The 22,041-nt window shown below is 67.3% G+C and carries 23 protein-coding genes; 17 read left to right on the top strand and 6 right to left on the bottom strand.

The features are described 5' to 3' along the window. Window positions 1–20: 20 nt before the first annotated feature. The gene (locus ACZYRS_RS08690; protein WP_093437920.1) at window positions 21–440 is read right to left on the bottom strand and encodes a group II truncated hemoglobin; all 420 of its coding nucleotides are present in this window, start codon (window positions 438–440) and stop codon (window positions 21–23) included. Between the two features lie 176 nt (window positions 441–616). On the opposite strand from ACZYRS_RS08690, the gene ACZYRS_RS08685 reads away from it, so the two are divergent. The 9 genes from ACZYRS_RS08685 (at window position 617) to paoC (ending at window position 9,933) form a co-directional block, all read left to right on the top strand. Beyond that, complete coding sequence (locus ACZYRS_RS08685; RefSeq protein ID WP_013543072.1) at window positions 617–1,444, top strand: ABC transporter substrate-binding protein; 828 nt, start codon at window positions 617–619, stop codon at window positions 1,442–1,444. A 171-nt stretch (window positions 1,445–1,615) separates the two neighbouring features. Further along, entirely contained in the window at window positions 1,616–2,311 is a 696-nt protein-coding gene (locus tag ACZYRS_RS08680) for an amino acid ABC transporter permease (protein ID WP_463418895.1), read from the top strand. A 13-nt stretch (window positions 2,312–2,324) separates the two neighbouring features. Continuing rightward, window positions 2,325–3,053 carry an amino acid ABC transporter permease gene (locus ACZYRS_RS08675; protein WP_463418894.1) on the top strand — a complete coding sequence of 243 codons (729 nt, stop codon included), beginning with the start codon at window positions 2,325–2,327 and terminating at the stop codon, window positions 3,051–3,053. Next, window positions 3,050–3,793 (top strand): amino acid ABC transporter ATP-binding protein, encoded by a 744-nt coding sequence (locus ACZYRS_RS08670; RefSeq protein ID WP_463418893.1) that lies wholly within the window; start codon window positions 3,050–3,052, stop codon window positions 3,791–3,793. Before ACZYRS_RS08675 ends, ACZYRS_RS08670 begins: the two co-directional genes overlap by 4 nt. Beyond that, window positions 3,790–4,791 (top strand): isopenicillin N synthase family dioxygenase, encoded by a 1,002-nt coding sequence (locus ACZYRS_RS08665; protein ID WP_463418892.1) that lies wholly within the window; start codon window positions 3,790–3,792, stop codon window positions 4,789–4,791. The genes ACZYRS_RS08670 and ACZYRS_RS08665 overlap by 4 nt, the downstream gene beginning before the upstream one ends. 132 nt (window positions 4,792–4,923) lie before the next feature. After that, window positions 4,924–5,910 carry an AraC family transcriptional regulator gene (locus ACZYRS_RS08660; RefSeq protein ID WP_463418891.1) on the top strand — a complete coding sequence of 329 codons (987 nt, stop codon included), beginning with the start codon at window positions 4,924–4,926 and terminating at the stop codon, window positions 5,908–5,910. Window positions 5,911–6,119: 209 nt separating this feature from the next. After that, entirely contained in the window at window positions 6,120–6,773 is a 654-nt protein-coding gene (paoA, locus tag ACZYRS_RS08655; protein WP_463418890.1) for an aldehyde dehydrogenase iron-sulfur subunit PaoA, read from the top strand. Further along, the gene (locus ACZYRS_RS08650) at window positions 6,770–7,720 is read left to right on the top strand and encodes an FAD binding domain-containing protein (RefSeq protein WP_463418889.1); all 951 of its coding nucleotides are present in this window, start codon (window positions 6,770–6,772) and stop codon (window positions 7,718–7,720) included. The genes paoA and ACZYRS_RS08650 overlap by 4 nt, the downstream gene beginning before the upstream one ends. A gap of 2 nt (window positions 7,721–7,722) precedes the next feature. Next, on the top strand, window positions 7,723–9,933 hold the full coding sequence (gene paoC / locus ACZYRS_RS08645) for an aldehyde oxidoreductase molybdenum-binding subunit PaoC (RefSeq protein ID WP_463418888.1): 2,211 nt from the start codon (window positions 7,723–7,725) through the stop codon (window positions 9,931–9,933). A 54-nt stretch (window positions 9,934–9,987) separates the two neighbouring features. On the opposite strand, the gene ACZYRS_RS08640 is transcribed toward paoC, so the two are convergent. Together ACZYRS_RS08640 and ACZYRS_RS08635 are read right to left on the bottom strand one after the other, a co-directional pair. Further along, on the bottom strand, window positions 9,988–10,668 hold the full coding sequence (locus tag ACZYRS_RS08640) for an HAD family hydrolase (RefSeq protein WP_463418887.1): 681 nt from the start codon (window positions 10,666–10,668) through the stop codon (window positions 9,988–9,990). Between the two features lie 86 nt (window positions 10,669–10,754). Continuing rightward, on the bottom strand, window positions 10,755–12,107 hold the full coding sequence (locus tag ACZYRS_RS08635; protein WP_198785241.1) for an MFS transporter: 1,353 nt from the start codon (window positions 12,105–12,107) through the stop codon (window positions 10,755–10,757). Window positions 12,108–12,289: 182 nt separating this feature from the next. On the opposite strand from ACZYRS_RS08635, the gene cyoA reads away from it, so the two are divergent. From cyoA to trhA, 8 genes are all read left to right on the top strand, one after another. Beyond that, a complete protein-coding gene (gene cyoA / locus ACZYRS_RS08630; protein ID WP_198785240.1) occupies window positions 12,290–13,321 on the top strand; it encodes a ubiquinol oxidase subunit II in 1,032 nt (343 codons plus the stop codon). A 4-nt stretch (window positions 13,322–13,325) separates the two neighbouring features. Then, window positions 13,326–15,350 carry a cytochrome o ubiquinol oxidase subunit I gene (cyoB, locus tag ACZYRS_RS08625; RefSeq protein ID WP_198785239.1) on the top strand — a complete coding sequence of 675 codons (2,025 nt, stop codon included), beginning with the start codon at window positions 13,326–13,328 and terminating at the stop codon, window positions 15,348–15,350. After that, on the top strand, window positions 15,343–16,008 hold the full coding sequence (gene cyoC / locus ACZYRS_RS08620; protein ID WP_198785238.1) for a cytochrome o ubiquinol oxidase subunit III: 666 nt from the start codon (window positions 15,343–15,345) through the stop codon (window positions 16,006–16,008). The genes cyoB and cyoC overlap by 8 nt, the downstream gene beginning before the upstream one ends. Then, window positions 16,005–16,424 (top strand): cytochrome o ubiquinol oxidase subunit IV, encoded by a 420-nt coding sequence (gene cyoD, locus ACZYRS_RS08615; RefSeq protein WP_463418886.1) that lies wholly within the window; start codon window positions 16,005–16,007, stop codon window positions 16,422–16,424. Before cyoC ends, cyoD begins: the two co-directional genes overlap by 4 nt. A gap of 108 nt (window positions 16,425–16,532) precedes the next feature. Continuing rightward, entirely contained in the window at window positions 16,533–17,324 is a 792-nt protein-coding gene (locus ACZYRS_RS08610; RefSeq protein ID WP_463418885.1) for an SURF1 family protein, read from the top strand. Beyond that, entirely contained in the window at window positions 17,308–18,708 is a 1,401-nt protein-coding gene (locus ACZYRS_RS08605; protein WP_463422469.1) for an ATP-binding protein, read from the top strand. The genes ACZYRS_RS08610 and ACZYRS_RS08605 overlap by 17 nt, the downstream gene beginning before the upstream one ends. Continuing rightward, a complete protein-coding gene (locus ACZYRS_RS08600) occupies window positions 18,705–19,265 on the top strand; it encodes a response regulator transcription factor (RefSeq protein ID WP_463418884.1) in 561 nt (186 codons plus the stop codon). Before ACZYRS_RS08605 ends, ACZYRS_RS08600 begins: the two co-directional genes overlap by 4 nt. 62 nt (window positions 19,266–19,327) lie before the next feature. After that, window positions 19,328–20,029 carry a PAQR family membrane homeostasis protein TrhA gene (trhA, locus tag ACZYRS_RS08595; protein WP_463418883.1) on the top strand — a complete coding sequence of 234 codons (702 nt, stop codon included), beginning with the start codon at window positions 19,328–19,330 and terminating at the stop codon, window positions 20,027–20,029. A 10-nt stretch (window positions 20,030–20,039) separates the two neighbouring features. Here the strand turns inward: trhA and ACZYRS_RS08590 are convergent, their stop codons facing one another. Genes ACZYRS_RS08590 through ACZYRS_RS08580 form a run of 3 tightly spaced genes read right to left on the bottom strand, consistent with a single transcriptional unit; the run spans window position 20,040 to window position 22,022 of the window. Further along, window positions 20,040–20,264, bottom strand: coding sequence for a SlyX family protein (locus ACZYRS_RS08590; protein WP_463418882.1), 225 nt, complete (start codon window positions 20,262–20,264; stop codon window positions 20,040–20,042). Window positions 20,265–20,317: 53 nt separating this feature from the next. After that, a complete protein-coding gene (locus ACZYRS_RS08585; protein ID WP_463418881.1) occupies window positions 20,318–21,214 on the bottom strand; it encodes an SDR family NAD(P)-dependent oxidoreductase in 897 nt (298 codons plus the stop codon). Window positions 21,215–21,266: 52 nt separating this feature from the next. Next, entirely contained in the window at window positions 21,267–22,022 is a 756-nt protein-coding gene (locus tag ACZYRS_RS08580; RefSeq protein WP_463418880.1) for an SDR family oxidoreductase, read from the bottom strand. Window positions 22,023–22,041 lie beyond the last annotated feature (19 nt).

Genomic DNA, 22,041 nt, shown 5'->3' with positions numbered 1-22,041 from the left:
TTCGGAAGTCGGGGTCTGTTTTATTCGCCGCGGTTGCGCATCCAGTCGGCGGTCTGGAAGAAAGACGTACGCAAGCGCGCGCGCAGGTCATCGGGCACGCCGGTCTCGCCCATCGCCTGGTCCATGCAGGCGAGCCACTGGTCGCGTTCCTTGATGCCGATGCTGTGGCCGCCAATGCTCTGCGGCAGGTGGCGCGCGCGCAGCATCGGATGGCCGAAGCGGTCGGTGTAGTGCTGCGGCCCGCCGAGCCAACCGCACAGGAACCAGAAGAGGCGCTGGCGCGCGTTGTCCAGGCTCGTGCCGTGCACGGCGCGCAGTTGCGCGTAGGCGGGTTCGAGGTCCATCAGGTCGTAGAAGCGCTCGACCAGCGCTTCCACCTTCGGTTCGCCGCCGATCCACTCGAAGGGCGTGCCGGCGGGCGGCTTTTCTTGAATCTGCATGGGCGGGAGTATCGAATATCGAAGGGCGGCGAAGGTGCGAGCCCCGGCTGCGAATTTAACCCAGCCCTGGAAGCGGCATCTGCGTGCGTATATGCATATCGCGATTGACGATTTAGTATCCCCAGCGCTTCTTGTTATGGTTCGGCCCTGAATTTCCATCCGGAGAGAGAACAACCATGCGCCACACCTTGCTCGCCGCGGCCCTTGCCGCTTCCACCTTCCTCTTGGGCACCGTCGCCCACGCGGACCAGCTCGCCGACATCAAGAAGAAGGGCGAACTCGTGGTCGGCGTGCTCGGCACCGACGAGCCCGCCACCTTCGTCGATCCGAAGACGCGCCAGATCGTCGGCTACGAAGTCGACCTGGTGAACGCCATCGCCAAGAAGATCGGCGTGAAGCCGGTGCTCAAGCAGATCGCCGTGGCCGCGCGCATTCCCGAGCTGCAGCAGGGCCACGTGGACCTGGTGGCCGCGGGCCTCACGCACAACAAGGAGCGCGAGGCGCAGATCGACTTCTCCCTCACCACCTTCGTGACCGGCCAGAAGGCCATCGTGAAGAAGGACAGCGGCATCGCCGACATTCCGCAGCTGGGCGGCAAGAAGGTGCTGACCATCCGCGGCGGCACGCAGGAGCCCAACATCCGCAAGGCCGTGCCCACGGCCGAGGTCGTGACCTTCGACACGAGCCAGCAGGCCTTCCAGGCGCTGCAGCAAGGAAAGGGCGTGGGCTACGTGGACGACGAGGCCGCGCTGCTGCGCAGCTACGCCAAGCTCGGCCCGGCCAAGGCGCAGTACGTGGTGCTCAAGCAGAACCTGAGCACCGAGGCGCTGGCCATCGGCATCAAGAAGGGCGAGAGCGGCCTGAAGGCCGTGGTGGACGACACGCTGCGCGAGCTCGAGAAGTCGGGCGAGGCGCAGAAGATCTTCGTGAAGTGGTATGGCCCGACGACCGCCTCGGGCTTCGAGACGCGCGACTTCAAGTTCGACAGCGACAAGATCGACTGACCGGTTTTTGGAATTTCTCCTTCCCCCTCTGGGGGAAGGCCGGGATGGGGGCAAACGGCCTCTGAACACGCCGCGGCGCATCGATCGCCGCCGTGCCCCCACCCCAACCCTCCCCCAGCGGGGGAGGGAGCTTGAGCCCCACCCTCCGCGACGGTGATACTGTCGCCCCCCATGCCCCTGTTCGACTATTCCTTGCTGCTGACCGGCAAGTACCACGACATGCTGGTCGCGGGCCTCGTGCTCTCGCTGCAATTGCTGGCGGCCTCGCTCTTGCTGGCGCTGCCCATCGCGCTGGTGGTGGCGCTCCTGCGCCTCTCGCCGATCGCGCCGCTGCGCTGGCTGGGCTTTGCGTACGTGGAGTCGATCCGCAACATCCCGCTGCTCGCGCACATGCTCTTCTGGTATTTCGGCGCACCCGAGCTGTTGCCCGATGGCATCAAGCAATGGCTCTATGCGGGGCACATCGAGGCCTACAGCGCCATCGTCGCACTCGCGCTCTACACGGCCGCCTTCATGGCCGAAGACATCCGCAGCGGCATCCGCGCGATCCCGACGGTGCAGTTCGAGGCGGGCCGCGCGCTGGGCTTCAGCTACCTGGACACCATGCGCCGCGTGGTGCTGCCGCAGGCGCTGCGCGTGACGGTGCCGCCGCTCATCTCGCAGACGCTGAGCCTCTGGAAGAACACCTCCATCGCCACCGTGATCGGCGTGGCCGAGCTCATGTACCAGGCCGGGCAGGTGGAGAGCGCGACCTTCCGCAGCTTCGAGTCGTTCGCGTTCGCGAGCGCGGCGTACCTGACGGTGTCGCTGGCCATTACGGGTCTCGCGACCTGGTACCACCACCGCTTCCCGGTGCGAACGATCTGAGGACGCCCGCGCGATGCTGCAGATCATCAACGACTACTGGGTCTACTTCCTCATCGGGCAGTACCCGAACGGCCCGCTCGGCGGGCTGGTGCTCACGCTGCTGCTGGCCTCGTGCGGCCTCGTGCTCGCGCTGCCGCTGGGCATCGTGCTGGGGCTGGCGCGCGTGAGCCCGTGGCGGTGGCTGCGCTGGCCGGTGACGGGCTTCGTGTTCGTGGTGCGCGGCCTGCCCTTGCTGATGGTGATCTTCTGGGCCTACTTCTTCCTGCCCAGCGTGACGGGCGTGAAGACCGACCAGTTCACCACCATGCTGATTGCGCTCGTGATCTTCGATGCCGCCTACCTCGCCGAGATCGTGCGCGCGGGCATCCAGGGCCTGCCGCGCGGGCAGATGGAGACCGCGCGCGCATTGGGCCTGAGTTACTTCCGCGCGATGCGCCTGGTGGTGCTGCCGCAGGCGCTGCGCAGCATGCTGCCTTCGCTCGTGAACCAGTTCGTCTCGACCATCAAGGAGACGTCGCTCGGCTACATCATCGGTCTGGCGGAAGTGTCGTTCATCGCGACGCAGATCAACACGCAGGTGTTCACCAAGCCGGCGCAGATCTACCTGATCCTGGGCGGCACGTATTTCGTTCTTTGCTTCGGCCTGTCGCGCTTCGCCTATTGGCTCGAACGCCGGCTCGCGCGCCGCGGCATGTCCACCATCGCTTCCACTTCCGCCTCGGCCCCCAAGGTGTCCGCATGATCGAACTGCAGAACGTCAACAAGTGGTACGGCAGCTACCAGGCCCTGGTCGACATCAACGAGACCATCCACAAGGGCGAGGTCGTCGTGGTGTGCGGGCCTTCGGGCTCGGGCAAGTCGACGCTGATCCGCACCTTCAACCGGCTGGAGCCGATCCAGTCGGGCCGCATTCTTTTCGACGGCCAGGACATCCATGCGCCGGGCACCGACGTGAACGCGTTCCGCTCACGCATCGGCTTCGTGTTCCAGCAGTTCAACCTGTTCCCGCACCTCACGGTGCTGCAGAACTGCACGATGGCGCCGATGCAGTTGCGCGGCCTCACTCGCAAGGATGCCGAGGAGCGCGCGATGGCGCTGCTGCACCGCGTGGGCCTGGCCAACAAGGCCAATGCGTGGCCGAGCGAGCTCTCGGGCGGCCAGCAGCAGCGCGTGGCGATCGCGCGCGCGCTTGCGATGCAGCCGCCGCTGATGCTCTTCGACGAGCCCACCAGCGCGCTCGATCCCGAGATGGTCGGCGAAGTGCTGCTGGTGATGCGCGACCTCACGCGCGACGGCATGACCATGGTCTGCGTGACGCATGAGATGGGCTTCGCGCGCGAGGTGGCCGACCGCGTGATCTTCATGGACGAGGGCAAGGTGCTGGAGCGCGCGACGCCCGACGATTTCTTCAACCGGCCGCAGCATCCGCGCGCGCAGCAGTTTTTGTCCGACATCCGCTCGCCTTTTTCGAGAGACGCATGACCGACGCATCCCTTCCCCTCATCGACGTCGCGCCGCTCGTGGCCGGCGCGCCCGGGCGCGACGAGGTGGCCGCGCAGATCGGCGCCGCCTGCCGCGCGCACGGCTTCTTCTACGTCACGGGTCACGGCGTCGATGCGGCGCTGGTGCAGCGGCTCGAAGCCCTGAGCCACCAATTCTTCGAACTGGCCGAGGAAACCAAGATGCAGTGGCGCATGGCCCTCGGCGGGCGCGCGTGGCGCGGCTTCTTCCCGCTCGGCGGCGAACTGACCTCGGGCCGGCCCGACTGGAAGGAAGGCCTCTACCTCGGCACCGAGCTGCCCGCCACGCACCCGCTGGTGCAGGCGAAGACGCCGGTGCACGGGCCCAACCTCTTTCCCGATGTGCCGGGCTTTCGCGAGACCATCCTCGAGTACATGGCCGCGGTGACGCAGCTCGGTCACCGCCTGATGGAAGGCATCGCGCTGAGCCTCGACCTGCCCGCTGCGTACTTCGCCGAGCGCTACACGGCCGATCCGCTGATCCTCTTCCGCCTCTTCAACTACCCCTCGCAGCCCGTGCCCGAAGGGCTCGACGTGCAATGGGGTGTGGGCGAGCACACCGACTACGGGCTGCTCACCATCCTGCACCAGGACAACGTCGGCGGACTCGCGGTGCACACGCCCGGCGGCTGGATCGACGCGCCGCCGATCGCGGGCTCCTTCGTCTGCAACATCGGCGACATGCTCGACCGCATGACCGGCGGGCTCTACAAGTCGACGCCGCACCGCGTCAAGCGCAATACCTCGGGACGCGACCGGCTGTCGTTTCCGCTGTTCTTCGATCCGAATTTCGAGGCGCGCGTGCAGCGCATCGACGGGCTCGCGGGCGCCCAGGCGCGCGACGACAGCGCCGAGCGCTGGGACCGCGCCAATGTGCACGCCTTCAGCGGGCGCTACGGCGACTACCTGCTCGCGAAGGTCTCGAAGGTGTTTCCGCAACTGCGCGACGAAGTGCTCTGAGCCGGGCTCGCGCAAGCGATGCTCGGGGATTGCGCACACCGCTGGATTTCTTGCCTGTTCCTCTGAGGACGCACGCTTTTTGTGGATCGCGCACGGGCCCGCGGGTAGAGTGCTCGCGCAAGCCTCGCCGACATGACGCCCGGTCCCCACGACACCCTCGCTCCAAGCACATCGCCGCATGAAGCGATGGCGCGGATCATCGGCGCGCGCATGCCGCGCATGGGCGACTGCGACACGCCGATCGCCGGCCTGAGCTTCTTTCGGCGCGACGCGCCCGCGCCGCCTGTCGTCTGCATGATCGAGCCCAGCATCGTGCTCGTTGCGCAGGGCGCCAAGCAGATGTGGGTGGGCGGCGCGGCCTACCCGTACGACACCTCGCGCTTTCTCGTCACCTCGCTGGACATGCCCGCCAACTCCGAGGTGCGCAGCGCGAGTGCGGCGCAGCCGTGCCTGGGCATGGTGCTGAAGCTGGACGTGCGCACGCTGGCCGAACTGGCCGCGCAAGGCGGCCTGCAGCCGCACCGTGGCCGCCGCGCCGAGCTGGGCATCGGCGTGGGAATCGGCACGGCAACGCCCTCGCTGCTGGCGCCCATCGCGCGGCTGCTGGACTTGCTCGATGAACCCGACGCGATTCCGGTTCTCGCGCCATTGATCCACCGCGAAATCCATTACCGGCTGCTGCTGAGCGACCAGTCCGCCAAGCTGCGCCAGATCGCCGCGGTGGACGGGCAGGGCCACCGGATCGCCAGGGCCATCGACTGGCTCAAGCTGAACTACGCCTCGCCGCTTCGCGTGGAAGACCTGGCGGGCCGCGTGCAGATGAGCGCGCCCACGTTCCATCATCACTTTCGCCAGCTCACCGCGATGAGCCCGTTGCAGTACCAGAAATGGCTGCGGCTGAACGAGGCCAGGCGCCTGATGCTGAACGAACACTTCGACGCAGCCACCGCCGCCTTCAAGGTCGGCTACGAAAGCCCGTCGCAGTTCAGCCGCGAATACAGCCGGCTGTTCGGCGCACCGCCCAAGAGAGACGTCGAGGTGCTGCGGGGCGGTGGCGGGAACGAGGCGCTGCATGGGGCGCTGCACGTGGCCGGAGCAACTGCGAGTTCATCGGAATAGGCAAGAAAAGGAGCGAAATGCGCTATCGATGCGCGACCCGCTCCAGAAGAATGCCCTGAAGGGCCCGCGCCCAGCCGCGCCCCACGATGTCGGCAAATCGACCGGCAAGAGCAGCCGGTCTCCTATTGCCATCGCAGCAGGCTCGCGATATCAGCAGTGATTGCCGACGCGCATCCGCCCCCTCCGAACCCCGAACGACAGGAGCCCCCATGGAAAGCCCCACGATCCCCTTGATCTCGCGACGCAACGCCCTCATCGTCAGCGCCGCGACCGCCACCGCGGCCGCGGTGTCGTCGCCCACGCCCGCCGTGGCCGCGCCGGCCTCGAGCGCGCCACCGGCGGGCCCCTCGCCCCGGATGAAGCTGTCGCTGAACGTCAACGGCACGGCGCACCCGCTGGAGCTGGACACCCGCACCACCTTGCTGGACGCCTTGCGCGAGCACCTGCACCTGAGCGGCACCAAGAAGGGCTGCGACCACGGCCAATGCGGCGCCTGCACGGTGATCGTGGACGGAAGGCGGATCAATTCGTGCCTCACGCTCGCGGTCATGCATGACGGCGCGCAGGTCACCACCATCGAGGGGCTGGGCACGCCGCAGAACATGCACCCGCTGCAGGCCGCTTTCGTCAAGCACGACGGCTACCAGTGCGGCTACTGCACGCCGGGCCAGATCTGCTCGGCCGTGGGGGTGATCGACGAGGTCAAGCGCGGCGTGCCGAGCCATGTGAGCGCCGATCTCACGGTCAGGCCGATCCTCTCGGCCGAGGAGCTTCGCGAGCGCATGAGCGGCAACATCTGCCGATGCGGCGCCTATTCCAACATCGTGGAAGCCATCACCGAGGTGGCCGGGAGCCGGGCATGAAACCTTTTACCTACGAGCGCGCGCAATCGGCCACGCAGGCCGCGGCGGCGATTGCCGCGAACCCCCGCGCCAAGTTCATCGCCGGCGGCACCAATCTGCTGGACCTGATGAAGCTGCAGATCGAGGCCCCGGTGCACCTGGTGGACGTGAACGGCCTGGCGCTGGACCGGATCGCGCCGACGCCCGAGGGCGGCCTTCGCATCGGCGCCCTGGTGCGCAACACCGACCTGGCCGCGGACGAGCGCATCCGGCGCGACTACGGCATCCTCTCGCGGGCCCTCCTGGCGGGCGCCTCGGGCCAGCTGCGCAACAAGGCCACGACCGCGGGCAACCTGCTGCAGCGCACGCGCTGCGCCTACTTCTACGACACCGACCAGCCCTGCAACAAGCGCCGCCCCGGCAGCGGCTGCAGCGCCATCGGCGGGGTGACGCGCCAGCTCGCGGTCGTCGGCGGCAGCAAGGCCTGCATCGCGACGAACCCGAGCGACATGGCGGTGGCGATGCGCGTGCTGGACGCGGCAGTGGAAACGGTTCGCCCCGACGGACGCACGCGCGTGATCCCGATCGCCGACTTCCATCGCCTGCCCGGCGACACGCCGCACATCGAGACGGCGCTCGAGCGGGATGAGCTCATCACCGGCGTCACGCTGCCCAAGCCCATCGGCGGCACGCACATCTACCGCAAGGTCCGCGACCGGGCCTCCTACGCCTTCGCGCTGGTTTCGGTCGCGGCCATCGTGCAGCGCGATGGATCGGGGCGCGTTGCGCTGGGCGGTGTCGCGCACAAGCCGTGGCGCGTGGAAGCGGCGGAGGCCGCGATGCCGCAAGGCGCCAAGGCGGTGACCGCCACGCTGCTCGCGGACGCGCAGCCGACGCACGACAACGCATTCAAGTTGCCATTGGCCGAGCGCGCGCTGGCCGCGGCGTTGGCACAGGCCAGGAGCTGAGCATGAAATTCGACACACCCGCCACCACCAACCCGATCGACCAGCTGAAGGTCATCGGCAAGCCGACCGACCGGATCGACGGTCCGCTCAAGACCACCGGCACCGCGCGCTACGCCTACGAACGCAACACCGAGGTGCCGCGCGCGGCCTACGGCTATGTCGTGGGCGCAGGCATCGCCAAGGGCCGCATCGCCTCGATCGACTTGGCCGCCGCGCAAGCCGCACCTGGCGTGCTGGCGATCGTCACCGCGCGCAACGCCGGCAAGCTGGGCAAGGGCGACTTCAACACCGCCAAGCTGCTCGCAGGCCCCGAGGTCGACCACTACCACCAGGCGGTGGCCTTGGTGGTCGCAAACACCTTCGAGCAGGCGCGCGCCGCGGCGCAGCTGGTGCGCATCGCGTACGAGCGTTCGCCCGGCCGCTTCGACCTGGCCGCAGAGAAGGAGGGCGCGCAGATGCCCAAGCCCAATCCGTTCTCGGGCGAGCCGCAGACCAAGACCGGCGATTTCGCGGGCGCATTCGCCGCGGCGCCTGTGCAGCTGGACGCCACCTACACCACGCCCGACGAATCGCACGCGATGATGGAGCCGCACGCCTCCATCGCGCAGTGGCAGGGCGACAAGCTGACGATCTGGACCTCCAACCAGATGATCGCCTGGGGCGTCGGCGACGTCGCCAAGACGCTGGGCATCGCGAAGGACAAGGTGCGCCTGGTCTCGCCCTTCGTGGGCGGCGGCTTCGGCGGCAAGCTCTTCGTGCGGGCGGACGCGGTGCTCGCCGCGCTCGGCGCACGCGCGGCCAAGCGCCCGGTGAAGGTGGCGCTGCAGCGGCCGCTGATGATGAACAACACCACGCACCGGCCGGCCACGATCCAGCGCATCCGCATCGGCGCAGCGCAGGACGGGCGCATCACCGCCATCGCGCACGAAGGCTGGTCGGGCGACCTGCCCGGCGGGCAGGCCGAGACGGCGGTCAACCAGACCCGGCTGCTGTACGCCGGCGCCAACCGCCTGACCACCACGCGCCTGGCCGTGCTCGACCTGCCCGAGGGCAATGCCATGCGCGCGCCCGGCGAGGCGCCGGGCCTGATGGCGCTGGAGATCGCCATGGACGAGATGGCCGAAAAACTCAAGCTCGACCCGGTGCAGTTTCGCGTGCTCAACGACACGCAGGTCGATCCCGAGAAGCCCGAGCGCCCCTTCTCCCAGCGCCGGCTGAACGAATGCCTGCGCATGGGCGCCGAGCGCTTCGGCTGGAGCCAGCGCAATGCGGCGCCTGCCCAGCGGCGCGACGGGCGCTGGCTCGTCGGCATGGGCGTGGCCGCCGCGTTCCGCAACAACCTGCTCACCAAGTCGGCCGCGCGCGTGCGGCTGGACAACCGGGGCATGGTCACGGTGGAGACGGACATGACCGACATCGGCACCGGGTCGTACACCATCATTGCGCAGACCGCGGCCGAAACCATGGGCGTGACGCTGGACAAGGTGTCGGTGCGGCTGGGGGATTCGGCCTATCCGGTCTCGGCCGGCTCGGGCGGGCAATGGGGCGCCAACAACTCGACCTCGGGCGTCTATGCCGCGTGCATGAAGCTGCGCGAAGCGGTGGCGGGCAAGCTGGGCCTGCCCGCCGGCGAGGCGCAATTCTCGGACGGCATGGTGCGCGCCGGCGGGCGCTCGGTGGCCCTGGCCGAAGCCGCGGGCGCCGAAGGCCTCTCGGCCGAAGACGGCATCGAGTACGGTGACCTGGACAAGAAGTACCAGCAGTCCACGTTCGGGGCGCACTTCGTGGAAGTCGGCGTCGATGCGGCGACCGGCGAGATCCGCGTGCGGCGCATGCTGGCGGTGTGCGCCGCGGGCCGCATCCTCAACCCGAAGTCCGCGCGCAGCCAGGTGATCGGCGCGATGACGATGGGCGTGGGCGGCGCGCTCATGGAGGAGCTGGCGCTCGACAAGCGCCATGGCTTTTTCGTCAACCACGACCTGGCCGGCTACGAGGTGCCGGTGCATGCCGACATCCCGCACCAGGACGTGATTTTCCTGGACGAGACGGACCCGATCTCTTCGCCGATGAAGGCCAAGGGCGTGGGCGAGCTGGGCATGTGCGGCGTCGCGGCCGCGGTGGCCAATGCGGTCTACAACGCGACGGGCGTGCGGGTGCGCGACTATCCGATCACGCTGGACAAGCTGCTCGCCGGCCTGCCGCCGATGGCGTGAGCGAGGGCGCGGCGGCCTGTGCCGCGCATGCGGCTCGGCGCAGCGCGCGCCGGATCACGGCTGCAGCAGTTCGCCGGGGAACCAGCGCGGCAGGTGCGGCGTCGCGTCGTGCAGCGACGCGAGCACATGGAACGCCCGCTCGACGATCGATGCGGGCGGGTGCTTCAGGTCCGGAACGATCACCACGCGCAGGCCCGCGGCCAGCGCGGCCTTGGCGCCGTTCTCGCTGTCCTCGAAGGCGATGCACTGCGACGGGTCCACGCCCAGGCGCGAAGCCGCGAGCAGGTAGAGCGCCGGATCGGGCTTGGCGCGCGCCACCTCGTCGCCGCCCGCGAAGGCATCGAAGTGATGCAGCACGTCGAGGCTCCCGAGGCAGGCCTGGATCTGCCCGCTGGTGGACGACGACGCCACCGCGCAGCGCGTGCCGCGCTGGCGCAATGCCGCGAGAAACTCCGCCGCGCCGGGCTTGATGGGAAAGAGCGGTGTGCCGTCCGAGCGCTCCAGCTGCAAGAGCTTGCGAACATGCGCGATCGCATGGCGGTAGGCCTCGGGTCCGCCGAGCAGCGTGCCGAGGATCACCTCGGACTCCACGGTGGCGAGGCCCACGACCTGCAGGTACTGGGTGTGTGAAAGCTCGATGTCGAGCGTGCGGGCCGCTTCGATCCAGGCGGCCATGATGGGCCGCTCCGAGTCGATGAGCAGCCCGTCCATGTCGAAGATGGCGGCGGCGAACATGGGCGAATCCTAAGCCACCACGCGCCCCGATCACGGAAAAGAAAAAGGGGCCGAGCGGCCCCTTTTCATCGACAGCTTCGGCGAGGTCAGTCGCGCACCAGCGCCCGGTTCAGCCCCAGCGCCGCGAGCGTGCCGGCCGCGCCCGAGAGCAGGTAGACGCTGACGTACGCCAGCCCGAAGTGCGCCGACAGACCCAATGCCACCAGCGGCGCGAACGCGGCGCCGATGAGCCAGGCCAGGTCGGCCGTGAGCGCTGCGCCGGTGTAGCGGTACTTGGGCTCGAAGTTCGAGGTCACGGCACCGGCCGCCTGGCCGTACGAGAGGCCCAGCAGCACGAAGCCCAGCAGGATGAACACGTCCTGCCCGAGGCGGCCGCCATCGAGCAGCGTGGGCGCGAAGCCGCTGAACACCGCGATCAGCGCGGCCAGGCCGCCCAGCGTGAAACGGCGTCCCACGCGGTCGGCGATCAGGCCCGAAGCCACGATGCCGCCGGCGCAGAACACCGCGCCGATCATCTGCACCACCAGGAATTCGGTGATCGACTGGTCCGAGTACAGCGTGATCCACGAGAGCGGGAACACGGTGATCAGGTGGAACAGCGCGTAGCTCGCGAGCGCGGCGAACGCGCCGATCAAGAGGTTGGTCCCCTGCGAGCGGGTCAGCTCGACCACGCTGGTGGGCTGCAGTTCGCGCTCTTCGAGCAGGCGCGAATACTCTTCGGTGGCCACCAGGCGCAGGCGCGCGAAGAGCGCCACCACGTTGATCGCGAAGGCCACGTAGAAGGTGTAGCGCCAGCCCCAGTCGAGAAAGTCCTTGATCGACAGGCTCGCATAGAGAAAGGCGAACAGCGCGCTGGCGATGAAAAAGCCGATGGGCGCGCCCAGCTGGCCCAGCATGGCGTACCAGCCGCGGCGGTTCGGCGGGGCGTTCAGCGCCAGCAGCGAGGGCAGGCCGTCCCACGAGCCGCCGAGTGCCAGGCCCTGGCAGAAGCGGAACACCGACAGCAGCACGATCGCGGTGAAGCCGATGCTGTCGTAGCCCGGCAGGAAGGCGATGCCGGCGGTGGAGGTGCCCAGGAGGAAGAGCGCGATCGTGAGCTTGGTCTCGCGCCCGAATCGTCGCTGGATGGCCATCGAGATGACAGTTCCGAACGGCCGTGCAATGAAGGCGAACGAGAAGACCACGAACGCGTAAAGGATTCCCTCCAGGCGCTGCTCGAACGGGAAGAATACGTACGGGAACACCAGCACCGAGGCGATGCCGTAGACGAAGAAGTCGAAATACTCGGAAGCGCGGCCGATGATCACGCCGACCGCGATCTCGCCCGGGGCGATGTGCGAGTGATCGGCGTCGCCGCTCTGGTTCAGGCTGGCGCCGTTTCCGGACGTGTTCGGCACAGGCTGTGCGCCTTGCGGACTGATGCTGGACGTCGTCGTCATTGCGTTTTGTAATTCGGGTGTCACCGGCAGTGACAAAGGTAGACCATTGAACAGAGGCTCCAAGCGTCTCACCGAACGGGGATTCCCGCCATAGGACAAAACGTCCAATAGGCGGCCAGGCCCTTTGGTCGTAGATTGTGGAGTCTTTGCGCAGCCCACGCACCTCTTTCTTTCTCTTCGGCATGCCCACCCTCCACTCCCTTCGCCGATGGCTCGTCTTGCTCCCCCTCGCCTTCCTGGCGGGCTGCAACACGGTGCTCATGAACCCCTCCGGCGACATCGCCAACCAGCAGGGACGCCTGATCGTCGTCTCCACGGTGCTGATGCTGATCATCATCATCCCGGTGATCGGGCTGACCATCTTCTTCGCCTGGCGCTACCGCCAGTCGAACAAGGAGGCCACCTACAGCCCCGACTGGGACCACTCCACGCAGCTCGAGCTGGCGATCTGGGCGGCGCCGCTCCTGATCATCATCGCGCTGGGCGCGATCACCTGGATCAGCACCCACACGCTGGACCCCTACCGCCCCCTGAGCCGCCTGGACGCCAAGCGCCAGATCTCGCCCGAGACCAAGCCGCTGGTGGTCGAGGTGGTGGCGCTGGACTGGAAGTGGCTCTTCATCTATCCCGAGCAGGGCATCGCCACGGTCAATGAACTGGCCGCGCCGGTGGACGTGCCGATCAGCTTCAAGATCACAGCCTCCTCGGTGATGAACTCCTTCTTCATCCCCGCGCTGGCCGGCCAGATCTATGCCATGCCGGGCATGGAGACCAAGCTGCATGCCGTCATCAACAAGCCGGGCGAATTCGAAGGCTTCTCGGCCAACTACAGCGGCGCGGGCTTCTCGGGCATGCGCTTCAAGTTCCACGGCCTGAACAAGGAAGACTTCGACAAGTGGGTCGAGAAGGCCAAGACCTCCAAGGAGGGCGAGCTCACCCGCGAGGGCTACATGAAGCTGGAAGTGCCGAGCGAGCGCGAGCCCGTGCGCCACTACGCCACCGTCGACGCCGACCTGTACAACGCCATCCTCAACCGCTGCGTCGACCGCAACAAGATGTGCATGAGCCAGATGATGGCCATCGACGCGGACGGCGGCATGGGCAAGCCCGGCGCCTTCAACGTCGCCACCGCCGCCCTTCCGAACTGGCAACCCGACACCCTCAACTCGCCCCGGCGTAAGTACGTCACCGCGATGTGCACCACCGAAGAATGACACGATGCTTGCGAACCTTGACCTGACGAAGCTCGTCTTCGGCCGCCTCACCTGGGAAGCGATTCCCTATCACGAGCCCATCCTGCTCGTGACCTTCATCGCTGTCGTGCTCGGCGGCATCGCCCTCCTGGGCGCGATCACCTACTTCAAGGTGTGGGGCACGCTGTGGCGCGACTGGATCACCAGCATCGACCACAAGAAGATCGGCATCATGTACATCATCCTGGGCCTGGTGATGCTGCTGCGCGGCTTCTCCGACGCCATCATGATGCGGGCCCAGCAGGCCTTCGCCTTCGGCGACAACGCGGGCTTCCTGCCGCCGCACCACTACGACCAGGTCTTCACCGCCCACGGCGTGATCATGATCTTCTTCGTGGCGATGCCGCTGGTCACGGGCCTCATGAACTTCGTGGTGCCGCTGCAGATCGGCGCGCGCGACGTGGCCTTCCCGTTCCTGAACAACTTCAGCTTCTGGATGACCACCTTCGGCGCGGGCCTGGTGATGGCGTCGCTGTTCGTGGGCGAATTCGCCAAGACCGGCTGGCTCGCGTACCCGCCGCTGTCGGGCATTCTCTTCAGCCCCGACGTGGGGGTGGACTACTACATCTGGTCGTTGCAGATAGCGGGGGTGGGCACATTGCTCTCTGGCGTCAATTTGCTGGCGACCATCGTGAAGATGCGCGCGCCCGGCATGACCATGATGAAGATGCCCGTCTTCACCTGGACGGCCCTGTGCACCAACGTGCTGATCGTCGCCGCCTTCCCGGTGCTGACCGCCGTGCTGGCCCTCCTGTCGCTGGACCGCTACGTCGGCACCAACTTCTTCACGAACGACCTGGGCGGCAACGCCATGATGTACGTGAACCTGATCTGGATCTGGGGCCACCCCGAGGTGTACATCCTGATCCTGCCGGCCTTCGGCATCTTCTCGGAAGTGGTCTCCACCTTCTCGGGCAAGCGCCTGTTCGGCTACGCCTCGATGGTGTACGCCACGGTCGTGATCACGATCCTGTCGTACCTCGTGTGGCTGCACCACTTCTTCACCATGGGCTCGGGCGCCAGCGTGAATTCGTTCTTCGGCATCACGACGATGATCATCTCGATCCCGACAGGGGCGAAGATCTTCAACTGGCTCTTCACCATGTACCGCGGCCGCATCCGCTACGAGCTGCCCATGATGTGGACCATCGGCTTCATGATCACCTTCGTGATCGGCGGCATGACCGGCGTGCTGCTGGCCGTTCCCCCGGCCGACTTCGTGCTGCACAACAGCCTGTTCCTGATCGCCCACTTCCACAACGTGATCATCGGCGGCGTGCTGTTCGGCATGCTGGCCGGCATCACCTACTGGTACCCGAAGGCCTTCGGCTACAAGCTGGATCCGTTCTGGGGCAAGTGCTCGTTCTGGTTCTGGATCGTGGGCTTCTGGTTCGCCTTCATGCCGCTGTACATCCTGGGCCTGATGGGCGTCACGCGCCGCATGAGCCACTTCCAGGACATGTCGCTGCAGATCTGGTTCCAGATCGCCGCCTTCGGCGCCGTGCTGATCGCGCTGGGCATCGCCTCCTTCATCATCCAGCTGGTGGTGAGCTACATCCGCCGCGAGTCGCTGCGCGACACCACGGGCGATCCGTGGAACGGCCGCACGCTCGAATGGTCGACCTCCTCGCCGCCGCCGGCCTACAACTTCGCGTTCACGCCGCGCATCCATGACAACGATGCCTGGACCGACATGAAGCGCCGCGGCTACGAGCGTCCGCTCGAGGGCTTCACCCCGATCCACATGCCCAAAAACACCAGCGCCGGCTTCATCATCGCGGCCCTGGCGGCGCTCTGCGGCTTCGCGTTGATCTGGCAGATGTGGCTCGTGGCGGGCGTCGGCTTCGTCGCCATGCTGGTCGCCGTGATCACGCACACCTTCAACTACAAGCGCGACTACTACATCCCCGCGGAAGACGTCGTTCGCACCGAAGGCGAACGCACGCGCCTCCTGGGTGTCTCGGGAGTCTCGGGAGCTGCCCATGTCTGATACCACCGCTCTCCAGACGCCCGCGGGCGTGCACCCCCACAGCGACCACACCGGCAAGCCGCCCGTGTTCGAGCTGTTCCACGTCGGCAACGACCACCACCCCGAGAACGGCACGCTGCTGGGCTTCTGGCTCTACCTGATGAGCGACTGCCTCATCTTCGCGTGCCTGTTCGCGGTGTACGGCGTGCTGGGCCGCAGCTACGCGGCCGGCCCCTCGGGCGCTGATCTCTTCGACCTGCCGCTGGTGGCGATCAACACCTCGCTGCTCCTGCTGTCGTCGATCACCTACGGCTTCGCGATGCTCGAGATGCAGAAAAAGCGCATGGGCGGCGTGCTCGTGTGGCTGGCCATCACGGGTCTGCTGGGCGCGGGCTTCATTGGCCTCGAACTCTACGAATTCGCGCACCTGCTGCACGAAGGCGCGGGCCCGCAGCGCAGCGCGTTCCTCTCGTCGTTCTTCGCGCTGGTGGGCACCCACGGGCTGCACGTGAGCTTCGGCATCATCTGGCTCATCGTCCTGATGATCCAGCTGCCCAAGCACGGCTTCACCGCCGCGAACCGCCGCCGCCTGATGTGCCTGTCGATGTTCTGGCACTTCCTGGACGTCGTGTGGATCGGCGTCTTCACCTTTGTGTATTTGATGGGATCGATGGCATGAGCGCCCACACCGACACCGCCGCCGCACATGGCCATGGCCATGGCGCACACGATGGCCACGACGACCATCACGACGACGGCCCCGTGAGCCACAGCACCTTCAAGGGCTACATGACCGGCTTCGTGCTGGCCGTGGTGCTCACCGCGATTCCGTTCTGGCTCGTCATGGGCAAGGTGATCCCCAGCGCAAACACCACCTCGCTGGTGATCCTGGGCTTCGCGGCCGTGCAGATCGTGGTGCACATGATCTATTTCCTGCACATGGACGCCAAGTCCGAGAGCGGCTGGAACATGCTGGCGCTGATCTTCACGATCGTGCTCGTGGTCATCACGCTGGCCGGCTCGCTGTGGGTCATGTACCACATGAACACCAACATGATGCCGATGTCGGTGCACGACATGAAGAACATGCCCTGAGGTGATGAAAACCGCTCGCCCTGAGCCTGTCGAAGGGCTGCTTCTGGCGGGCGCGAGGCTTCGACAAGCTCAGCCCGAACGGGTGGCGAAGACCGAAGGACTCGCATCGTGAAACGGTTCGCGCTGGCAGCCCTTGCCTTGCTGGCCTTTGCCGGCTTCTTCGCGCTCGGCACCTGGCAGGTCGAGCGCAGGGCCTGGAAGCTCGATCTCATCGCCCGCGTCGACCAGCGCGTGCACGCCCCGGCCGCCGAGCCCCCCGCGCGCGCCGACTGGCCGAAAGTGAGCGCGGCCAATGACGAATACCGCCACCTGCACGTCACCGGCACCTTCCTGCACGACAAGGAAACCCTCACGCAAGCCAGCACGCGGCTGGGCGCCGGCTTCTGGGTGCTGACCCCATTGCAAGCGGCCGACGGCACGGTGATTCTGGTCAACCGCGGCTTTGTGCCACCCGAAGCGCGCGAACGCGCGAGCCGCGCGGCCACCGAGGCCAAGGGCGAAGTCACCATTGCCGGCCTGCTGCGCATCACCGAGCCCAAGGGCGGATTCCTGCGCAAGAACGAGCCCGCCGCGGACCGCTGGTTCTCGCGCGACGTGCAGGCCATCGGCGCGGCACGCGGACTGAGTGACGTGGCGCCCTACTTCGTCGATGCCGAAGCCGATCCGTCGCTGTCTGCCGAGACAGCCGGCTATCCGGTGCGCGGCCTCACGGTCATCGCCTTCCCCAACAGCCATCTCGTCTACGCCCTCACCTGGTACGGCCTCGCGCTGATGGTGCTGGGCGCGGCGTGGTTCGTCTGGCGCGACGGGCGCAGGCGCTCTGCAAGGGTTGCCGGCGGCAGCGGCGAAAATGCGGCCCATGCCGACCCCCGCCCCCGCCCCGATGCGCATCGCGACTGAAACCGTGGCAGCGGTCGCGGGCGAGCTGCACGCCCCGCGCGCCGGCGTGGCGAGCCTGGACAACGCCACCGGCCACAAGAACATGCAGCAGCTGATCCAGCTGCGCTGGTTCGCGGTGGTCGGGCAGGTGGCCACCATCCTGGTGGTGCACTACGGCTTCGGCATCCGGCTGCCGCTGGACAACATGCTGCAGGTGCTCACCTGCCTTGCGCTCTTCAACATGGTGAGCCTGCTGCGCTCGCGCACCCACCGCCGGGTGACCAATGGCGAGCTCTTCCTCGCGCTCCTGGTCGACGTGACCACGCTCACGGCGCAGCTCTACCTGAGCGGCGGCGCGACCAACCCCTTCGTCTTTCTGTACCTGCTGCAGGTGATCCTGGGCGCGGTGCTGCTGAAGGCCTGGTCGACCTGGACCATCGTGGTCATCACCAGCCTGTGCTTCGCGGGGCTGGCGCTGTTCTCGCGCCCGCTCGCGCTGCCGCTGGACCACCACCGGGGCCTCTGGAGCCCCTACATCCAGGGCATGCTGGTGTGCTTTGCGCTCAACGCGGCGCTGCTGGTGATCTTCATCACCCGCATCAGCGGCAACCTGCGCGCGCGCGATGCGCGCCTCGCAGACCTGCGCCAGCGCGCCTCGGAAGAAGAGCACATCGTGCGCATGGGCCTGCTCGCCTCGGGCGCAGCGCACGAGCTGGGCACGCCGCTCGCCACGCTGGCGGTGATCCTGGGCGACTGGCGCCGGCTGCCGCACTTCAGCTCCGACCCCGAATTGCTGACCGAGGTGGCCGAGATGGAACTGCAGATCCAGCGCTGCAAAAGCATCGTGAGCGGCATCCTCCTGTCGGCCGGCGAGGCGCGCGGCGAATCGTCCGAGGAAACCACAGTCAGCACCTTCCTCGATGACCTCGTGGAGGAATGGCGCACCACGCGCCCGGTCGAGGAGTTCGACTACGACAACCGCTTCGGCCAGGACCTGCCCATGGTCTCCGACTCGGCCTTCAAGCAGATGATCTGCAACGTGCTCGACAACGCCCTGGAAGCCTCGCCGCACTGGCTGCGCCTCGAAGCGTCGCACGATGCCGACGCGCTGACGATCACGGTCACCGATGCTGGCCCGGGCTTCCTGCCGGCCATCCTCAAGGAATTCGGCAAGCCCTACCAGTCGAGCAAGGGCCGACCGGGCGGCGGGCTCGGGCTGTTCCTGGTGGCCAACGTGGCGCGCACCCTGGGCGGGCGCGTCGCGGCGCGCAACCGGCCCGAGGGCGGCGCCATCGTGACCGTCACGCTGCCGCTCGCGGCCATCGTGCTCGAAGAGGAGGAAGGCGACGACGAAGAAGTCGCGCCGGCCGAGCCCCTCGAGCCCATCGCCAAAGCAAAGCCATGACCGAAACCGCCGAAGCCCCCCGCCAGTTGCTGATCGTCGAGGACGACGGCGCCTTCGCGCGCACGCTCAGCCGCTCCTTCGAGCGCCGCGGCTATGCGGTGATGCACGCGAGCAATGCCGACGAGGTCCAGGCGCTGCTGGAAACCCGGCCGCCCGACCAATCGCCCGGCTATGCGGTTGTCGACCTGAAGCTCAACGGCGAGGCCTCGGGCCTGGCCTGCGTGCAGATGCTCCACCAGCACGACCCGAAGATGCTGATCGTGGTGCTCACGGGGTTCGCGAGCATCGCCACCGCCGTGGAAGCCATCAAGCTGGGCGCCTGCCATTACCTGGCCAAGCCCTCGAACACCGACGACATCGAGGCCGCCTTCGGCCGCGCCGCCGGCACCACCGAGGTGGAGCTGACCAACCGCTCGACCTCGATCAAGACGCTCGAGTGGGAGCGCATCCACGAGATGCTGGCCGAGACCGGCTTCAACATCTCCGAGACCGCAAGGCGGCTCGGCATGCATCGGCGCACATTGGCGCGCAAACTCGGCAAACAACAGGTCAAGTAACATGATCTGCCGGTTTCGCGCGAATTGCGGAACCAAAACCGATTCCAGAGGTTCTGTTCCTGATGACGAATAACCCGCCCGTGCACACGCAGCCCTTTCCCGCCGACTCGAAGAAGCCGGCCTCCGCGGCCCGCGACCAGACCGCGATGGAAGAACTCTTCAATGCCCTGAGCCACGGCCTCGGGCTGGCTCTGGCGATCGCCTCGCTGCCGATCCTGGTCTACAGCGCCGCGCAGAAGGGCCAGGCCGCGAGCGTGGTCGGCGTCTCGCTCTTCGCGGGCACGGCCATAGTGCTGTATCTGATCTCCACGCTGTACCACGCGCTGCCGATCGGCCGCGCCAAGGCCTGGTTCAACCGGCTGGACCACGCAGCCATCTACCTGTTCATCGCGGGCAGCTACATGCCTTTCCTGTTCGGCGTGCTGCGCGGGCCATGGGGCTGGACGCTGTTCGGCGCGATCTGCGCGGCCGCCGCGCTCGGCGTGGGCGCCAAGCTCTTCAACCGGTTGCAGCACCCGTTGTGGTCGACCGGCCTCTATGTGGCGATGGGCTGGATGGCGCTGATGGCGGCGGTGCCGCTGTACGAGCGCATGTCACCAGCGGGGCTTGGGTGGCTCGTGGCGGGCGGCTTGTTCTATACGGCTGGCGCGGTGGTCTTCCTGTTCGACAACAAGGTGCGCTTCGCCCATTCGGTGTGGCACCTTTTCGTGCTGGCCGGCAGCACCTGCCATTTCTTCGCCGTGCTCTGGCACTCGCACGGCTGAGCTTTCTCTTTCAATAGTGCGGCGGCAGCTCGTCGCGCAAGTTACGCGCCGCGCCGTCCTGCCCCGCGTTCTGGGTCTGCTGCCGCAGGTGCGCCACCTGCTGGATCAGGCTGTCGATCTGCTGCTGTTGCCGGTAGATCGTCATGTTCAGCTGCTCCAGCAGGTCGTCGGCGTAGCTCGACTTGATTTCGAGTTCGGTCAGGCGCTCCGCGAGCTCGTTCGGTGGATAGTCCATGCCGCTATTGGACAGGAAGATCCACCGGATTTTCGTGACGCCCTCCCCGGCTTTCAGCGCTTGATCTTCGCTTCGAGCAGGTCGCCCATGCCGATGCGGTGCGCGAATTCGATCCGCACGCGCTCCGACACCTCGAACACTTCCCTGGCGCCGTCGCCCACGAAGTCGATCACCGAGCGCATCGGGCGCTGGCCGGCCGGCAGGCCCACGATGCGCACGATCTCGTCGGCCACGGCCTGCGGATCGGCGTCGTCGGGCATCAGCGCCGAGAGGCTCTGGCCGATCTGGTCCATCACGCCGTCGTAGCGGCCGTAGGCGGCGGTGGTGGCAGCGTCGGCGGGCTTGCCGGCGCTCGGGAAATGGTCGGTGCCCTGGGTGAAGGCGCCGGGCACCATGATCGAGGTCTCGATGCCGAAGCGCGCGATCTCGTAGGCCAGCGTGACGGCCAGCGAATCCATCGCCGCCTTGGCTGCGCCGTAGGGGCCCATGAACGGCGGGAAGCCGCCCTTCGTCGTGCTGCTGCTGATCCACAGCATCAAGCCGGACTCCTGCTTGCGAAGGTACGGCAGCACCGCGCGGTTCACGCGCTGGGCGCCGAGCACGTTGGTGTCGAACACCTTGACGATTTCTTCCGGCGTGAAGGCCTCGGTCGGGCCGACCACGAGGTGGCCGGCGTTCTGCATCACCACGTCGATGTGGCCCTGCTCGCGCACGATGGTGGCGGCGGCGGCATCGGCCGATGCCTGCGAGAGCACGTCGAGTTCGAGCGGGTGCAGCTGCAGGCCCTTGGCCGCGGCATGGCTGCGCATCTCCGCGGCGCGGCCACTGTTGCGGCCCGCGATGTCGCGCATCGACGCGTAGACCACATGGCCGGCTTCGGCCAGCGATTGCGCGCTGAGCTTGCCGATGCCGGTGCCTGCGCCGGTGACCAGGATGATTTGCTTTTGCATGGTGTTTCTCCGAAAGGTTGGATTGAGTGCGTGAATGAAGAAGTGAAAGGTTTCAGGCGACGCCGCCGTTGGCGCGCAGGATCTGGCCGTTGACCCAGCCCGCATCGGGACCGGCCAGGAAGGCCACCACCGAGGCGATGTCCTCCGGCTGGCCCAGGCGCTGCAGCGGCGGCATCTTGGCGAAGGCCTGGATCTGCTCGTCGGTCTTGCCGTCCAGAAAGAGCGAGGTCGCGATCGGGCCCGGCGCCACGGCGTTCACCGTGACGTTGCGGCCGCGCAGCTCCTTGGCGAACACGTGCGTGAAGGCCTCGACCGCCGCCTTGGTGGCGTTGTAGATCGCGTAGCCGGGCATGTTCAGCGCGAGCGTGGTGCTCGAGAAGTTGACGATGCGCCCGCCCTCGTTCAGCCGCGTGGCCGCTTCGCGCAGTGTGTTGAAGGTGCCGCGCACGTTGATGTCGAAGGTCTGGTCGTAGAGCGCGTCGGTGTGGTCGGCCAGCGGCACGGTCTTGAGCACGCCGGCGTTGTTGACCAGCACGTCGACCTTGCCCAGCTGCGCCTCGACGGTGTCGAACATGGCGCGCACTTCGTCGGCGCTGGCCACGTCGGCCTTGACCGCGATGGCCTTGCCGCCGGCCGCCGTGAGTTCGGCGACCAGCGCATCGGCCTGCGCCGAGCCCGTGGCGTAGTTGACGGCGACGGCAAAGCCGTCCTTCGAGAGGCGCTGCGCGACGGCGGCGCCGATGCCGCGCGATGCGCCGGTGACGATGGCGACCCGGGCGTTGCTGGTGGTGTTGCTGGTGGTGGTCATGGTGCGATTCCTTTGCAGT

Source organism: Variovorax sp. AC194, assembly GCF_979257995.1.
The sequence above is the reverse complement of the archived record's forward strand: the minus strand, read 5'-3'. Positions and strand labels throughout refer to the sequence as shown.

Bases quoted from the DNA above. Each gene is read 5' to 3' on its own strand.
- ACZYRS_RS08690 (WP_093437920.1), bottom strand. From the start codon at position 440: ATGCAGATTCAAGAAAAGCCGCCCGCCGGCACGCCCTTCGAGTGGATC.
- ACZYRS_RS08685 (WP_013543072.1), top strand. From the start codon at position 617: ATGCGCCACACCTTGCTCGCCGCGGCCCTTGCCGCTTCCACCTTCCTC.
- ACZYRS_RS08680 (WP_463418895.1), top strand. From the start codon at position 1,616: ATGCCCCTGTTCGACTATTCCTTGCTGCTGACCGGCAAGTACCACGAC.
- ACZYRS_RS08675 (WP_463418894.1), top strand. From the start codon at position 2,325: ATGCTGCAGATCATCAACGACTACTGGGTCTACTTCCTCATCGGGCAG.
- ACZYRS_RS08670 (WP_463418893.1), top strand. From the start codon at position 3,050: ATGATCGAACTGCAGAACGTCAACAAGTGGTACGGCAGCTACCAGGCC.
- ACZYRS_RS08665 (WP_463418892.1), top strand. From the start codon at position 3,790: ATGACCGACGCATCCCTTCCCCTCATCGACGTCGCGCCGCTCGTGGCC.
- ACZYRS_RS08660 (WP_463418891.1), top strand. From the start codon at position 4,924: ATGACGCCCGGTCCCCACGACACCCTCGCTCCAAGCACATCGCCGCAT.
- paoA (WP_463418890.1), top strand. From the start codon at position 6,120: ATGGAAAGCCCCACGATCCCCTTGATCTCGCGACGCAACGCCCTCATC.
- ACZYRS_RS08650 (WP_463418889.1), top strand. From the start codon at position 6,770: ATGAAACCTTTTACCTACGAGCGCGCGCAATCGGCCACGCAGGCCGCG.
- paoC (WP_463418888.1), top strand. From the start codon at position 7,723: ATGAAATTCGACACACCCGCCACCACCAACCCGATCGACCAGCTGAAG.
- ACZYRS_RS08640 (WP_463418887.1), bottom strand. From the start codon at position 10,668: ATGTTCGCCGCCGCCATCTTCGACATGGACGGGCTGCTCATCGACTCG.
- ACZYRS_RS08635 (WP_198785241.1), bottom strand. From the start codon at position 12,107: ATGACGACGACGTCCAGCATCAGTCCGCAAGGCGCACAGCCTGTGCCG.
- cyoA (WP_198785240.1), top strand. From the start codon at position 12,290: ATGCCCACCCTCCACTCCCTTCGCCGATGGCTCGTCTTGCTCCCCCTC.
- cyoB (WP_198785239.1), top strand. From the start codon at position 13,326: ATGCTTGCGAACCTTGACCTGACGAAGCTCGTCTTCGGCCGCCTCACC.
- cyoC (WP_198785238.1), top strand. From the start codon at position 15,343: ATGTCTGATACCACCGCTCTCCAGACGCCCGCGGGCGTGCACCCCCAC.
- cyoD (WP_463418886.1), top strand. From the start codon at position 16,005: ATGAGCGCCCACACCGACACCGCCGCCGCACATGGCCATGGCCATGGC.
- ACZYRS_RS08605 (WP_463422469.1), top strand. From the start codon at position 17,308: ATGCGCATCGCGACTGAAACCGTGGCAGCGGTCGCGGGCGAGCTGCAC.
- ACZYRS_RS08600 (WP_463418884.1), top strand. From the start codon at position 18,705: ATGACCGAAACCGCCGAAGCCCCCCGCCAGTTGCTGATCGTCGAGGAC.
- trhA (WP_463418883.1), top strand. From the start codon at position 19,328: ATGACGAATAACCCGCCCGTGCACACGCAGCCCTTTCCCGCCGACTCG.
- ACZYRS_RS08590 (WP_463418882.1), bottom strand. From the start codon at position 20,264: ATGGACTATCCACCGAACGAGCTCGCGGAGCGCCTGACCGAACTCGAA.
- ACZYRS_RS08585 (WP_463418881.1), bottom strand. From the start codon at position 21,214: ATGCAAAAGCAAATCATCCTGGTCACCGGCGCAGGCACCGGCATCGGC.
- ACZYRS_RS08580 (WP_463418880.1), bottom strand. From the start codon at position 22,022: ATGACCACCACCAGCAACACCACCAGCAACGCCCGGGTCGCCATCGTC.